The sequence below is a fragment of the Granulicella rosea genome, from assembly GCF_900188085.1.
Lineage (GTDB): Bacteria > Acidobacteriota > Terriglobia > Terriglobales > Acidobacteriaceae > Edaphobacter > Edaphobacter rosea.
This window is the reverse complement of record NZ_FZOU01000012.1, coordinates 1-14,748: the sequence shown is the minus strand read 5'-3', so window position 1 is coordinate 14,748 and position 14,748 is coordinate 1. Positions and strand designations below refer to the sequence as shown.

General features: G+C 67.6%; 6 protein-coding genes. 1 reads left to right on the top strand and 5 read right to left on the bottom strand.

Annotation, left to right across the window (positions count from 1 at the left end; genetic code table 11):
* Nucleotides 1-83: 83 nt before the first annotated feature.
* The 5 genes from CHB87_RS20325 to CHB87_RS20305 all read right to left on the bottom strand — a co-directional run bounded on the left by CHB87_RS20325 (nt 84) and on the right by CHB87_RS20305 (nt 13,504).
* On the bottom strand, nt 84-4,304 hold the full coding sequence (locus CHB87_RS20325; RefSeq protein ID WP_089410289.1) for an Ig-like domain repeat protein: 4,221 nt from the start codon (nt 4,302-4,304) through the stop codon (nt 84-86).
* Between the two features lie 133 nt (nt 4,305-4,437).
* On the bottom strand, nt 4,438-7,983 hold the full coding sequence (locus CHB87_RS20320) for an outer membrane beta-barrel protein (protein ID WP_089410288.1): 3,546 nt from the start codon (nt 7,981-7,983) through the stop codon (nt 4,438-4,440).
* A 136-nt stretch (nt 7,984-8,119) separates the two neighbouring features.
* Nucleotides 8,120-9,568: a glycosyl hydrolase family 79 C-terminal domain-containing protein gene (locus CHB87_RS20315; protein WP_142988457.1), complete on the bottom strand. Its 1,449-nt coding sequence runs from the start codon at nt 9,566-9,568 to the stop codon at nt 8,120-8,122.
* Nucleotides 9,569-9,656: 88 nt separating this feature from the next.
* On the bottom strand, nt 9,657-11,912 hold the full coding sequence (locus CHB87_RS22390) for a hypothetical protein (protein WP_176441892.1): 2,256 nt from the start codon (nt 11,910-11,912) through the stop codon (nt 9,657-9,659).
* 365 nt (nt 11,913-12,277) lie between these two features.
* Nucleotides 12,278-13,504 carry an MFS transporter gene (locus tag CHB87_RS20305; RefSeq protein WP_089410285.1) on the bottom strand — a complete coding sequence of 409 codons (1,227 nt, stop codon included), beginning with the start codon at nt 13,502-13,504 and terminating at the stop codon, nt 12,278-12,280.
* A 35-nt stretch (nt 13,505-13,539) separates the two neighbouring features.
* Between CHB87_RS20305 and CHB87_RS20300 the strand changes: the two genes are divergently transcribed.
* Entirely contained in the window at nt 13,540-14,619 is a 1,080-nt protein-coding gene (locus CHB87_RS20300) for a LacI family DNA-binding transcriptional regulator (RefSeq protein WP_176441891.1), read from the top strand.
* Nucleotides 14,620-14,748 lie beyond the last annotated feature (129 nt).

The window sequence follows — 14,748 nt, the reverse complement described above, 5'->3', positions numbered from 1 at the left end:
GAGAAGCAGGTCCTTCGCTGCGCTCAGGATGACAAGCATTTGGGCGGGGCGAGCGCCAGGAGCAGACGAGAATCGCGCAGCCTTTACTGCTGGGTGATGGTGAGCGGGACGGCCACGGAGCGCACGAGGTTGTTCGTATCGGTGTAGGTCACGGTGAAGGTCGTCGTGCCCACGGGCGCGAGGTAGGTGGTGGGGCTGTTGGCTGGGGTCTTGTTGCCGCAGCCGGAGAGCGCGGTCAGCACGAACGCGGCTGCGATCAGGGCGAAGAGCTGCGGCAGGCGGCGGCGTCCGGTGCGGGTGAAGCAGCAGCCCAGCGGGGCGAAGAGGAGCAGCGCGAGCCAGGTGCGTCGCGTGTCCGGGTGCGCCGGTTCGAGGCTGGCTACGCTGGGGTTGACGCCGGCGAAGACCTGGACCGACGAGGTGGAGGCGACGCCGGCGGCGACGGTCAGGGGCAGCGGCTGGAAGCGGCAGATGGTGTTGGTGGGCAGGTTCGAGCAGGTCGCGGTCAGCGTGCCGGAGTAGCCGTTGATGGGCGTGATGGCGATCGCGAGGACGGCCTGCGCGCCCTGCGGTACGGCGAGGCCGGCGGCCGGGGCGACGGCGACGAAGTCCGCGCCCTCGGTGGCGGTGGCCGAGGAGGAGCTGAAGAGTCCGTCGCCCGAGTAGGCCGCCGTGAACGTGTAGTTGGTGTAGGTGGTCGAGGTGGTGGTGAAGGTGACGACGCCCTTGACGGCGGTCGAGAGGTTCACCGTGCCGACGGTGGCCGCGCCGTTGGTGAAGGTGATGGTTCCGGTGGGCGTGCCGGCGGCGGCGGAGGTGAGGGTTGCGGTGAGCTGCAGGCCGCCGACTCCGGCGTTCGAGACGGGGGTGATGGCGAGGGTGAGGGCGGTGGCCGCTCGCGCGACGGTGACGCTCTGCGTGGCGCTGCTGCTGGCGGCGTAGTTCGCATCGCCGGTGTAGCTGGCGCTGTAGGTGTGGGTTCCGTCGGAGAGCACCTGCGTGGTGGTGACCGTGCCTGTGCCGACGGCGATCTGCGAGCCGGCCACGCCGTCGACGCTGAAGGTGACGTAACCGGTGAAGGCGCTGGGACCGGTGGTCGTGGGGGTGACGATGGCGGTCAGGGCGACGCCGCTGGCGTTCTGCGCGAAGGTGACGGTGGTGGTGGTGGACGCCTTGTTGACGGTGACGAGCGTGGTGGTGTTGCTGCCCGCGAAGGCCGCATCGCCGCTATAGACGACCGCGACGGAGTGGGTTCCGGCGGCGGCGTTCAGCTTGTAGGTGTAGGGCGTGGCCGTCACGTTGACGGTCGAAACGGTGGCGCCGTCGACGACGAAGGAGATGGTTCCGGTTGGCGTGGAGCTGCCTGCGTTGGTGGCGGTGAGGGTGGCGGTGTAGGTGACGGGCTGGCCGTAGCTGACAGTGCTGTTGGCGGGGGTCAGGGTCAGGCTGGTGAGGATGAGGTTGGTCGCCGTGCCGCTGAGGTTCGCGGTGACGGGCTGGCCGGCGGTGGGGGTGAAGACGACCTGCGCGGTCTGTGCGCCGGGTACGGTGGGTTTGAAGACGAAGGTCTGGGTGCAGTTGGCGCCGGTCGCGAGGGCGCCGCCGGCGGTGCAGGTTGCAGAGCCCGAGGTGGGGAAGGCCGCGGCGGAGCCGGTCTCGGTGAAGGCGGGCGTGCCGAGCGCGGCGGCGGTGTTGCCTGCGTTGGTGAGGGTCAACGTGATGGGCAGGCTGGTGAGCGAGATGTTCGTGGTGGTGAAGGTGCTGGCGTTCAGCGCTGCGTTATAGCCGGTGGCGCTGGTCGCGGACGAGTCGGCGACGAAGACGTTGCCGTTCGAGCCGACGGCCAGGGCGACGGGCGTGGTGAAGCCGCTGGCGAAGGTGGTCGCGGTGGAGGTTCCGGCGGGGACGAAGAGGATGCTCTTGCTGGTAGTGTCGGCAAGGTAGAGGTTGCCGCCTGGGTCGGCGGCGACGGCCGAGGGCGTGGCGCCGGTGGGCAGGGTGATGGCGACGGGCGCGCTGCCGACGGGGACCTCGATCAGGCGCGTGCCGTTGGTGTCGACGATGTAGAGGTCGCCGGAGGCGTCGAGCGCGAGGCAGGTGGGCCCGCTGAGGGTGAAGCCGGAGACGGGCACGACGCGCTGGCTGCCGGTGGCGGGCGAGAGGTAGAGCAGGCGGTTGTTGCCGGTGTCGGCGACGTAGAGGTTGCCGTAGAGGTCGGCGACGACGCCCTGGGGCGCGCTAAGTCCCGTGCCGAGGCTGGCGGTCGCGCCGGCGGCGGTGAGCTCGGCGATCTTGTTGTTGGTCGCGTCGGCGACGTAGAGATTGCCGAAGTTGTCGGTGGTGGACTGGCGCGGGCTGCCGAGGCCGGTGAGTACGGCGGTTCCGGCGCCGCCGGCGATGGTGGTCTTGAGCACCTGGCCGGCCTTGCCGTTCGAGACGTAGACGTTGCCCGCCTCATCGGTCGAGACGCCGAGCGGCTGGATGGCCGAGCCGAGCGTGGTCGATGCGGGCGGCGCGATGGTGAGGACCGGGGATGTGCCGACGCCGGTGAGGGCTTCGACAGCGACGGTTCCGGCAGCGCCCGTGACGGTGATGGCGCCGGAGCGCTGGCCGGCCTGCGAGGGCTTGAACGTCACGTTGACGACGCAGGTTGCGGCGGTGGTCAGTGGCGTGCCGAGGGAGCAGGTGGAGCTGCCGCCGTCGGCGTAGTCGGGCGAGGCGGCGCCCTCGGTGACGAAGGTCTCGGTGGTGGGGGTCGAGATGGGATAGAGGAAGGCGAGCTGCTGGGTGATGCTTGTGCCGGTGGGGGTGGCGGGGAAGGTGTTGTTGTAGGTGAAGGAGCGGACGACGTTGTTCACGCGGTCGGCGATGTAGAAGTTGCCGTGCGGGTCGAAGGCGAGCTGCTCCTGCGGGTTCTGCAGGAAGGCCTGGGTGGCGGGGCAGCCGTCGCCCTTGGTGTTGGACGCGGTGGGGCCAGTGGTTCCGCCGTTGCAGTGCGCGCCGGCGGTGAGGGCGGCGCCGCCTGAGCCTGCGATGATGGCGATGTTGCCGTTGGTGGGGTCGACCTTCCAGAGATGGTTCGAGCCGGTGGAGCCGCTGCGGTAGTCGGTGACGTAGAGGTAGCCGGAGGGGTCGACGGTGACGCCGAAGACCTCCTGAAAGACAGCCTGCAGGGCGGGCGTGGAGCCTGTGCCGCCGCCGGCGTAGGTGTAGATGTCGCCGACGGTGGGCGAGGCAAGGCCGGGCAGCGTGCCGCCGGCGTAGACGACGCGGATGCGTCCGGCGAGCGAGGCCGAACCGGCCTCGGCGATGAAGAGGTTGCCGTATTGGTCGAGCGCGACGCCGTAGGGCGAGTAGATGTTGACGGCGGTGCTGGCGGCCGGGGAGCCGTCGCCCGAGGTGGCGGTGGCGGTGCAGCTTGTGCTGCTGACGACGCAGTGTCCGGCGACGGTGGTGATGATGCCGGTCGTGCCGTCGACGCGGCGGACGACGTTGTTGAGCTGGTCGGCGAAGTAGATGTTTTCGGAGGCGTCGATGGCGATGCCGCGCGGCGTGTTCATCGTGGCCTTGACGGCCAATGAACCGTCGAGCGTGTAGGACGAGGCGTTGCCGCCGGCGATGTTGTAGACGTAGCCGGGCTGCGGCGTGGTGACGGTGGGGTTCTCGGTGGTGATGAGCCTGGCCGCGGCGGCGCCGCCGACGTAGAAGACGCGGATCTGCGAGACGGGGGAGACGCTGGCGATGAAGAGGTTGCCGTCGGCGTCGGTGGCGAGTCCGCGCGGGCCTTGTTCGGACTCGGAGCCGGGGCAGCCGTCGAGTTCGGTGTCGAGTCCGATCGTGCCGGAGGCGGCCTGATTGCAGTACTTGGTCGTCTCGGTGGGCGTGGCGACGATGCCGCCGGCGATGGTGTAGATGTTGCCCTTCACGGGCACGAGTCCGGCGTTCTGCACGTTGGACGCGGTGATGGCGGCGGCGAGGGCGGCGCCTCCGTTGTAGACCACGCGCACGAGCTGGTAGGTCTGGTCGGCGATGAAGACGTTGCCGAGCGAGTCGGACGCGGCGGCGACGGGCACGTTCAGCGTGGCCTGCGTGGCGGGGCAGCCGTCGCCGTACTTCGCGCCGTTGCCGTTGACGGCGAAGACGGGCAGGCTGGCCGAGCAGACCGTGCCGCCGCCGGCGAGCGTGCCGGCAAAGGGCACGGGCACGGACTGCGCGCGGACCAGCGGTGCGGCGAGAGCCGCGAGGGCAAGGGCGATACGGACGGCGTGTTGGTGGAAGCTGCGGCGGGGCGGGATGGTCGGCATAAGAACCTCTACGGAAGAACGGTGGAGCGGGTGCTTCCAGCAAGAACAAGCAACGGCAAAAGCAAAACGCAGGTCCTTCGCTTCGCTCAGGATGACGTGCGTTTCAGGTGGTTCCCAGCAAAGGACGACGAAGTTAGAAGTAGATGATGACGCCGAACTGAATGCGGCGGTTGCCGTTCGTGCCGACCGAGTTGATCGAGCCGAAGGTGAGCGACTGGGCGAGGCTGGCGCTGTAGTTGGCGCGGGGCTGGCCGAGGTTGACGGTGTTGAAGACGTTGAAGGCTTCGGCGCGGAACTGGGCGCGTGTGCTTTCGCCGAGCTTGTGGAAGCGAAGCTCCTTGGTCAGCGAGAACTGCGTGTTGATGTAGGCCGGGCCGATGATGAAGTTGCGGCCGATGTTGGTCGCGGTGAAGGGCGCCGGCTTCTGGAAGGCCGCGGAGTTGAACCACTGCGCGATCTTCTGGGTGCGATGGCGGTTCGAAGGCAGGAAGGGGTTCATGCCGGGGATGAGGTAGGCGCGCTGGCCGGGCTCGTCGGTGCCCAGCTCGTCGCCGCCGAAGGTGACGTTGACCGGGTGGCCGGTGCGTGCGTTGTAGATGCCGTTGAAGGCCCAGTCGTTGAAGACGTTCTTGACGAGGCTGTTGGCGTTGCGGAATTTTCCGAGGCCGAGGCGCCAGCCCATGTTGAAGATCTGCGTCGCGTTCTGATCGGAGACGCCGTAGTTGATGGCGATGTTCTGCGGCTCGGAGACGGAGCTGGAGGTGCTGAGCGAGCTTTGCTCGTCGATCGCGCGGGAGTAGGTGTAGTTGCCGAGCAGGGTCAGGTTCCTGAAGGCGCGCTGACGGTAGGTGATCTGGAGCGCGTTGTAGTTGGCGGTGGCGGCGGATTCGAGATCGACGATGCCGCCGCCGCCGTAGTTGTAACCGAGATACTTCACGCGGCCTGCGTAGTTCGAAGCGGGGTTTCCCTGCGCGACGAAGGAGCCGCAGTAGAGCGTCGGGTTGGCCTGGAAGTAGGCGCCCGAGCAGTCGACGATGGCGGGGTTCTGGTCGACGGCGATGAGCTGGTGGCGCGAGAAGCGGCCGATGTAGTTCATCTCCAATATGCTTCCGCTGGTGATGCGCTGCTGGAAGCCGAGGTTGACCGCCAGGGTGTAGGAGTTGCGGAAGTTGGAGTCGGGGGCGATGACCGAGTAGGGCTGGGTGAACTGCGCCGTGCCCTTGCCGGTGAAGTTCTGCGGGATGGACGGGAAGCCGAGCAGCGGATTGGTGAGGCTGCCGGCGGGCAGGGTGTAGTTGGCGCGATAGGTATAGGGCTGGGTCAAGCCGACGATGGTCGCGGGGATGGCGTCGTAGAAGGTGCCGAAGCCGGCGCGGATGGCGGTCTTGCCGTTGCCGAAGAGGTCGTAGGAGATGCCGATGCGCGGCGAGATGTTGCTGTAGTCGGGCTTGATGAGCGACTTCGGAATGCCGGGGTCGCCGACGAAGGCGAGGCCGGCGGGTGCGTTGGGGATGACGATGGACTGGTAGCCGCGTACGAAGGTCGCGGCCTGTCCGTCGGGCTGGTACCAGGGCTGCGGCAGCTCGTAGCGGACGCCATAGGTCACGTTCATCCTGGCGGTCGCGCGCCACTGATCCTGCGCGTAGGCGTAGACGGCGTTCTGCCTGGCGGAGATGCGCTGGGTGTTGCCGAAGCTCTCCTGGTAGACGAGTCCCATGATGAAGTCCGAGGCCTGCGCATCGGTGAAGCCGGGATTGCCGAGGAAGCTGAAGCTGCCGACGTTGGTCCGGACGTTCAGATACTGCTCGCGCAGATAGTCCACGCCGAACTGAAAGTTGTGGCGGCCCTTGGCGAGCGAGAGGTTGTCGACCAGCTCTTCGTTCTCGCCGATGGAGCGGGTGAAGGCGTCGGAGGAGTTGCCGAGGGTGAAGCGCGTGCTGACGGAGATGGTCGGCAGCGACTGGTAGCCGGGGTACTGGAACTGCGAGCCGAGCGTGGCGAGCGTGGTGTTATCCGAGGGCACGACGCCGTAGTCGTAACGCTTGTAACCGATGGTGGCGACGTTGACGAGGTTCTGGGTGAGGATGAAGGTGTGGCTGAGCGAACCGGCGGTGATGAAGGCGCGGTTGTAGTCGACCTCGTAGGTGGGCACGCCGACGTTGGCGTCGCCGCCGCCGTTGGCGGTGGAGTCGGAGTTTTCGGTGCGGTAGAAGCGCGCGGCGAGGGTCTGGCGCGGCGTGATGTTGTAATCGAGGCGGAGGAAGCCGCCGTACTCGCGCTGCGGCCGGGTGGCGGCGGGGCTGGAGTAGGGAAGCTGCGAGCCGCCGAGGTAGACGGTCGGCGCGGGGATGTAGCCCTTGTGGATGATGGCCTGCACGGTGGGGTCGAAGCACTCGGCGGGGATCTCCGCGTTGACGAGGAAGCCCGCGCCGAGGGTGGTGAGCGTGTTGATGCAGGGGCTGGTGGAGCTGTTGCCGAGAGCGTTCCAGGTGGACTGAATCTGCGACTTGGCGACGGCGATGTTGACGCCGAAGGAGGCCGGAATCGGCGATGCGCCGATGGGGTTGATGATGAGCTTCGAGGAGGAGACGCCGGGTTGCGCGTCGGCGGCGAAGCTGGCGCACTGCTTGCCGGCGAGCGCGGGGTTGGTGCACATGTAGGGCGTGCCGTCGGGGTTGAGACCTTCCTCGGCGGCGGAGAGCGTCTCGGCGTTGGCGGTGACGCCGCTGTAGCCGGTCAGTCCCTGGAACTCGGCGGCGTAGAAGAGCTTGTCGCGGAAGATGGCGCCGTTGACCGCGCCGCCATACTGCGCGGTCTGCTGCGGGGTGACGTTGTGGGTGAAGTAGTTGGTGGCGTCGGTCAGGGTGGCGTCGTGATAGTGGAAGAAGATCTCGCCGTGGGTCGTGTTGCCGCCGGACTTCGAGACCACGTTGAAGATGCTGCCGGCGCTGCGCCCATACTGCGCGGAGTAGTTGTTCAACTGCACGCTCACCTGGTTGAGCGCGGCGTGGTTGGGGTAGTTGATCCCGGTGTTGAGATAGAGGTTGTTCCAGAGCAGGCCGTCGAAGAGGAAGAGGTTGGAGTTGCCGCGCGCGCCGTTGGCGGAGAAGGTCGCGCCGCCGTTCTCGTCGGTGAAGGTGGTGGGGGCGCTGACGTCGGTGACGCCGGGCAGCAGGGCGGCCAGCGCGACGACGTTGTTGCCGTCGATGGGCAGGTTCTCGACCAGCTCGTTGTCGATGACCTGGCCGACGGTCGCGCTCTGGGTATCGACCGCCGCCTGATCCGCGCTGACCACGACCTGGGTGTCGACGGCGCCGGTCGCAAGCGTCGAATCGATGCGCAGGCGCGTGTCGGAGTCGATGACGACGTGGTGCGAGACGAAGGTCGAGAAGCCGGGCGCGGTGACCTCAAGCGTGTACGTGCCGACGGGCACGTCGTTGAAGGTGTACTCGCCCTGCGCGCTGCTGGCGATCTTGTAGACGTTGCCGCGATCCTCGGAGGTCAGCGTGACGGCTGCGCCGACGATGAGGTTGTGCGCGCTGTCGAAGACGCTGCCCGCCACGGCGCCGGTGTTCTGCGCCTGGGCGTGAAGCATTGCGGGAGACGCGAGCGCCACGCACAGCGACAGAGCGCGTAGGGCTTGCGAGAACGAGCGGCGATGTTGGGTGTAAGACTGCATGAAGACCTCTTGAGATGCGGCGAAGACTTGAAACGAAAAGCAGAAGCAGATTCCCTGCGGGAATGACAGACAAGAACGGACAACGACAAGTGCAACGACAGAAGCAGATTCCCTGCGGGAATGACAAACGAAGGTTCTACGCGAAATGTACTGACGCCGCACTATACGCCGGCAGGGGCAGCAGCAGCTTGCCGTTCTGGCGTGCGATGGTTTCCTTCGACTTCGGCGTCCACTTGCCGTCCTTGTCGACCGCGGCGCCGCCGAGCGTTACGCCGCCGGTCGCCTCGACGGAGGGCGCGGTCAGGCGCAGGATGTGGGCGTCCCTGCCGGTGTAGGTCGCGGGCAGGGCGATCTCGATCGTCGCGGGCCGGTCGGATTTGTTGAAGGCGAGGACGGTGACCTTGCCGTGCTGTTCGACCGCGTAGGCGGTCAGGTTCTGGCCCTGTGCGTCGAGGTCGGCGGCGAGCATCTTCGCGCCCTGCAGCGGCCTGGCGATCAGCATGCCGTAGAAGTCCGGCCGGGCGACGAAGCCGTCCTTCGGCGATCCGGCGATGGGCGTGTAGAAGCCGTTGCCGCCGCCGTGCAGGTTGATGCCGGTCGCGCCCACGGCCGCCACCTTGGCGGAGAAGTCGCCGGCCCAGAGCGCCGAGCCGAAGGTGTCGCTGACGCCCTTCTTGCCGGCGTTGTAGCAGCTATTGCCCTCGGACATGCGATAGGGCATGCCGGCCTTCTGGGCCAGCGCGGCGGCCTTCTGGATGTTCGCGTCGAACTTGGTCTTGTCGGTCAGCAGGCGGTCGAGGGTCATGTCGGGGTTGGTCGGCGGGCCCTCGGCGTAGTAGTGCGCGGTCAGCAGGCAGGTGCGGCCCTTGGTGTCGGCGGCGAAGTTGCCGACCCACTCGGGCTTGAACGAGGTGTCGGGTCCGGCGAGCGGCGCGTTTGGAACCTTCGCATGAACGGCCTTTTGGAAGTCGTTCCATCTGGCGATGAACTCGGCGTAGGTCCAGTGGTCCTTGGGGTCGCCGTTGTGCTTGAAGAGGTCGGGCTCGTTGCCGAACTGGAGCGCGACGACGCGCGGCCCGCAGATGCGCATGACGCAGGCGGCCTCGTCCGCCGCGGCCTCCGCCGTGCCGCCCGCGAGGTTCAGTCCGTAGATCAGCTTCCAGTTGGTCGCGAGCAGGAACTGGTTGAGGTTCTCGATCGAGCGCGGCGAGATGATGAAGCGATGCGCGTCGCGGATGCCGGGGTCGGGGCCTTCGACGCCGCCGTCGTCCGCCACGTCGGGGTCGGTGTTCGACCAGGTGGTGAACTCGCTGAGGTTGCCGCCGATGCGCAGGACGCCGGTCTCGCCGAGGGTGCGGAAGAGGCCGACGAGCGGGGTATTCTTCGCGCTGAAGAAGCTGGGGTGGGTGAGCTGCGAGGACTCGTAGCTGAGGCCGGTGAAGTCGGCGGGAATCTGGAACAGCGTCTCGGGATGAACGACGAAGCTCGGAGGCGTGGCCTGACCCTGGGCGAAGAGCCGGGGCGCAAGCAACGTGGAAGCTGAGGCAAGTGCGGCAGACGATACAAATTTACGGCGATCGAGCATGGGGAGTCCTTCAGCGCGGTGGGCGCACAGTGAGGGGGAAAGGGCGCCGGCAGGACGTGCCTGCCGGCCTGGAGAAAGAATGACTGCGTTACTGGGGACGGCCGGAGAGGGCCATCGACAGGCCGGGCCATGTGGGCGCGGCGGCGCCGATCAGCTCGGTCAACGTCGCGCTTGCGCCCGAGGCTACCCAGACGTCGCCGGCGGAGTCGATCGCCGCCGAACGGGCGGAGTACATCGGGACCTGTCCGGCGGAGGTGGTTCCGCAGGCCCGGCTGATGACGTAGCAACCCCTCAGAATGCCGAGCGAGATGTTGTTGACCGTGTCGTAGATGACCACGCCCGAGGGAGCGGTGCCGTTGGCGCCGTCCGGCGTCACGACCTCGTTGAGACCGTCCATCGACGCGTAGCGGTCGAAGGGGCCGGTGGTTCCGCCGCTGGTGAGGATGTACGGCAGGGGGATGGGCGAGCCCGACGCGATCGTGGTCGACGAACCGACTGTCTTGGTGATCGGCGTCAGCCCGGCGGAGGTGACGGTGTAGGCATTGCCGGTGCTTGCAACCGCAATGCCGTAGTTGCTGCCGGTCGAGCCGGTGACGCCGCCGCTCGAGGCGGTGATGCCGTTCGCCGCGTAGGTGGGCGCGGCGAAGGTGCCGGTGTTCGGCAGCAGGTAGGCGTTCGGCGTGCTGGTCTCGAGGTACAGGTCCAGCTTCGAGTCCCAGCCAAGCTGCAGGACGCCGCCCGTCGGCGCGGTGGTGGTGAGCGAGGCGACCGCGTAGGTGGGCGCCGCCGAGGTGCCTCCGTAGGTCGCCTTGCGAATGTTGATCGCCGTGAGGCTGGAGGCGATGTAGAGGTTGTTGAGCGGATCGGCGATGATCGACTGCGGCATCGAGCCGAGACCGTTGGAGGTGGTCAGCGTGGCGAGCGTCGCGCCGGTCGTCGCGCTGTAGACCTTCACGACGTCGGTGGCGGTGTTGGCGTTCGCGTCGTTGTTGGCGGCGATAACGTGGCCGGCGGTGTCGGTGGCGATGGTCTTGATGAGAATGTCGGTCGTATCGGCGGGCGAGGCGAAGATGGGCGTGCCGTCGAAGCCGAGGCCGACGATGTTGGTCTGGGTGGTGGTCGAACCGGTCCAGTTCAACACGTAGACGTTGTCGGCGTAGTCGAGCGCGACGTATGCGGGATAGGTGAGGCCGGGGCAGGAGGAGGTTCCCGTGCCCGTGCAGACCGGCGCGGTGGAGGTGGTGTTCTTGCCCGTGCCCGCGGGGAAGACGATGGCGAGGCTCCAGTCGACCGGCGCCGCGGTCAGCGAGTTCGGATACGAACCGATGCCGGTGGCGAGGTTGAAGAGGCAGCTGGTGGCGGTGGTGGTTCCGCCGCCGGCGGCGGTGCAGGCGGTGTTCCAGGTGTTCAGCGCGGGCGCGGGATACTTCGCGAGATCGAGCATGGCCTGCATGGTGTTGACCGGCACGGCCGCGCCCGAGAGCGGCGGTACGGTGAAGCTGAAGAGCTGTCCGCAGGCGTTGCCGTCGTTGCTGGTGGCGGTGCTGGCGGCGGTGTTGCCGGCGCTGTTCACGCAGGCCTGCAGGATGTTGCCGAGGAGAAAGATCTCGTCCGCCGGGATGATGCCAGCGGTGGTGTTGAGGCTGCCGCCGAGGTTGCCGTAGGGCTGGCCGGTGTGGATGTTGACGATGTTCAGCGCGTTCTGGAAGGCGTGCGCGAGACCCGCGGCGGCGGGTGTGGAGGCGGAGGCTTTGCCGTGGTTGTTGGCCGGCGCGCCGATGTTGACGACGCCCGCGTTGGTCACGGTCATGAAGTTGCCGAGCGCGTAGGCGGAGACGGCGGTCGTAAGCTCGTCGAGCCAGATGGGGGAGCCCGTGTAGACGTTCGCGTAGGCTCCGGCGGCGCCGGTGGAGGTGTAGTTCGCATCGCAGAGGCCGATGGGCGCCATCATGAGCGAGGCGTTGTTGACGGCGGAGGAGCCGGTCGTGCCGCCGGCGGCGGTGATGTACGCGTACTCGCCGGTGGGACAGGCGATGGTGGAGGTGGGGAGGGTGAGGTTGAAGGAGCCGTCGCTGCCGGTGGTGGTGGTGGCGACGGAGGTGGCTGTCGCGCCATAGCCGGCGCTGGTCGTGGTGTAGAGGGTGATGGTGGCTCCGGCGACGGGATTCGGGCCGCCGTGCAGGATGCCGCCCATGTTGCTGGAGCCCTGCGGGATGGCGGATGCGCTCGCGGCGCCGGTGCTCGGCGTGCCGATGCCGCATCCGCTGAGCAGCGTGAGGGCAAGGGCGGAGGCGCCGGCCAGAAGTGCGGATGGGGTGCGGAGGGAACGGCGAAGCGGATTCATGGCATGTCCTTCGGGGCGTGCGGAAATTGGCGCCGTCTGGGTGGCCGGGGGTGCGAAAAGTTGATTTTCGCTTCAGTCAACCGGTTGACTAGATCAGCCAACATACATTGCCTCGCGCCGGGGGTCGCTGTCAAGTGGAAAAATTTCGTCCTTTGGAGAAGGGTTCGTCAAGGGCACGGCTTCAACTGTGCCGTCTCGCCGATGCGGTAAGGCGGCTTCAGCCGCTGAGGTCCGCTTTGTGCTGGTTCAAGCGAAGACCGTACCCCAGCGGCTGAAGCCGGGTTCGTGGCGGTCCGAAGCGGCATGGCTGAAGCCATGCCCTTAACAAAACGGTTATTCGCCGTCCACCGAAGCGGAAGCTCGCTTCAGCCCTGGGCCTTTTTCAGCGAATCCTCTCGCCGGAGGGCCAGCAATCCGGCGAAGCCGAGGCAGACGGCCAGGAACGCCGCCCAGAAGCCCGCGCGGTAGCCTTCGCGCGCGATCAGCAGACCGGTCAGCGGGGCCGCGACCGCGAGGGCGAACTCCAGAAAGCCGGTGAAGACGCTGATCGCCGAGGCGCGGTCGCGCGGCTGCACGGCCTGGATCGTACGCACGCAGAGGGCGGGGAAGATGAGCGAGAAGCCCATGCCCATCAGGCAGGCGGAGGCGAGCGCGAAGCCTGCCGAGCGGGAGACCGCCAGCAGCGCCAGCGCGGCCAGTTCGAGCCCGACCGAGGCGAGTCCGACCTGGAAGACGCTGTAGCGGTCGATCCAGCGGCCGAGCAGGATGCGCGTCGCGATGAACGCCGCGCCGTAGAGACCCAGCGGCCAGGCGGCGGAGGCCCAGCCCTGCTGCTGGAAGAAGAGCGTGACGAAGGCCGAGAAGACGCCGTATCCCGTGGCGCAGAGGGCGAGGATCGAACCGAAGGGCGCGACCCGGCGCAGCACGGCGGAGATGCGCAGGGGTTCGGCGCCGACGCGTTCGACCTCGGCCAGCGTGAGCGCGTAGCCGATGCTGGCCGCGTAGAGGGCGACGATGGTGGGGCCGAGCGTCATGACGCTCCAGTGCGCGCCGATCCAGAGCCCGGCGGGCGCGCCGAGGGCCAGCGCGGCGTTGGCGGCGACTCCGCTCCAGACCAGCACGCGCGAGGCGTTGGCCTCTCCCGCGCGGCCGATGCCCCAGACCGCGCCGGCGGCCGAGACCCAACTGATCGCGCAGCCGAGCATCAGGCGGCTGAGCATCAGGATCGCGAAGTCGAGCAGGGGATGCGCGAGCGAGACCGCCGCGCCGGTGAAGAGCACGCCGCTGGCCAGCATCAGCAGCAGTCCGCGCACGATGGTCGCGCGCGCGCCGAAGCGGTCGGTGACACGGCCGGCGAAGGCGCGGTTGACGAGCGTCGCCAGGGCCTGCGCGCCGAGCGCGGCGCCGGCCAGCGTGGTGCTCAGGCCGAGCTCGCGGTGGACGAAGCTGGGCACGACCGCCGCCTCCAGCCCCGTGCCGAGATAGCCGAGAAAGACCAGCGCCGTGCTCTGCGCGACGATCCTGCCGATCCGGACGCCGTCGGGTCCAGCGACTTCAGACCCCCGCGCCGTATATGCTTCTTTGTAGGTCATCGAGTCTTGTCAGCGAGCGTGTGGGGGGAGGCATCTTGTCAACGACGAAGGGCAGCACGCAGGAGCCTGTGCAGCCGATCAAGCACCAGCCGATCACGCAGAGGACGCTCGCGCAGTATCTGCAGCTTTCGCCGAGCACGGTCTCGCTCGTGATGAATGATACCCCACGCGGTCGCCTGATTCCGGAGGCGACTCGCCAGCGGATCATCGAGGCGGCGGCGAAGTTCGATTACCGCCCGGATTTTTACGCGAAATATCTCAGCTCGAAGCGGAGTTACACGATCGCGGTCATCCTGCCGGAGATCCGCGAACTGTATGCCGCGACGATCCTGGCGGGCATCGATTCCACGCTGACGAAGGAGAAGTATCTCTACTTCACGGCCAGCCATCACGACGACAAGACGCTGATCCGCGAGTATCCGCGGCGCTTTCTCGAACGCGCGGCGGAGGGCTTTCTTTCGATCAACACGACCTTCCCGGCGCAGCCCGGACGGCCCTGGATCGCCATCGGCAACCATGCCAAGGTGGACGGCGTGCCGCGCTTCGCGATCGACAACTTTCGCGGCGGCGCGATGGCGGTCGAACACCTGTACGAACTCGGCCATCGCCGCCTGGCGGTCATCAAGGGACCGCCCTGGCGCCGCGCCGCGACCGAGCGGTGGCGCGGCATCCAGACCGCCGCGCGCGAACGCGGGCTGACGCTCGACGAACGCATCATCGGCGAGCTGCACTCCGGCAACTCGCCGACCGAGATCTCGGCGCCGCAGGAGGGCTATCTGTGCGCGAAGGAGCTGCTGGGCAAAGGCGTGCGCTTCACCGGCCTGATCACCTTCAACGACGTGACGGCCATCGGCGCCATGCGCGCGATCCGCGACGAGGGTCTGCGCACGCCGGAGGATATCTCGGTGATCGGCTTCGACGACATCGCCAGCGCGGGCTACATCAGCCCGACGCTCACCACGTTCATGCAGCCGCTCGAAGAGCTGGGCGCGATGGCCGCCGCGCACCTGCTGGGGCATATCGAAGGCCGCGAAGAGCTGACGCACGAGGAGCTGGTCGAGCCGCGGCTTGTGCGGCGTGAGTCGACCCGCGCGATCGCGCCTTCGGAGGCGTGAGAGCAGGTCAGTCTGTAACCATCCTGGTTACAGTCTACAGATGAGGAGTTCTCTTTCGTAGATCATCTCTGGTGGGAGGTGGTCGTGGAGTTGGAGGAAGATCTCTTCGTGTCCGATGACCTCTCGTTT

Bases quoted from the DNA above. Each gene is read 5' to 3' on its own strand.
- CHB87_RS20325 (WP_089410289.1), bottom strand. From the start codon at position 4,304: ATGCCGACCATCCCGCCCCGCCGCAGCTTCCACCAACACGCCGTCCGT.
- CHB87_RS20320 (WP_089410288.1), bottom strand. From the start codon at position 7,983: ATGCAGTCTTACACCCAACATCGCCGCTCGTTCTCGCAAGCCCTACGC.
- CHB87_RS20315 (WP_142988457.1), bottom strand. From the start codon at position 9,568: ATGCTCGATCGCCGTAAATTTGTATCGTCTGCCGCACTTGCCTCAGCT.
- CHB87_RS22390 (WP_176441892.1), bottom strand. From the start codon at position 11,912: ATGAATCCGCTTCGCCGTTCCCTCCGCACCCCATCCGCACTTCTGGCC.
- CHB87_RS20305 (WP_089410285.1), bottom strand. From the start codon at position 13,504: ATGACCTACAAAGAAGCATATACGGCGCGGGGGTCTGAAGTCGCTGGA.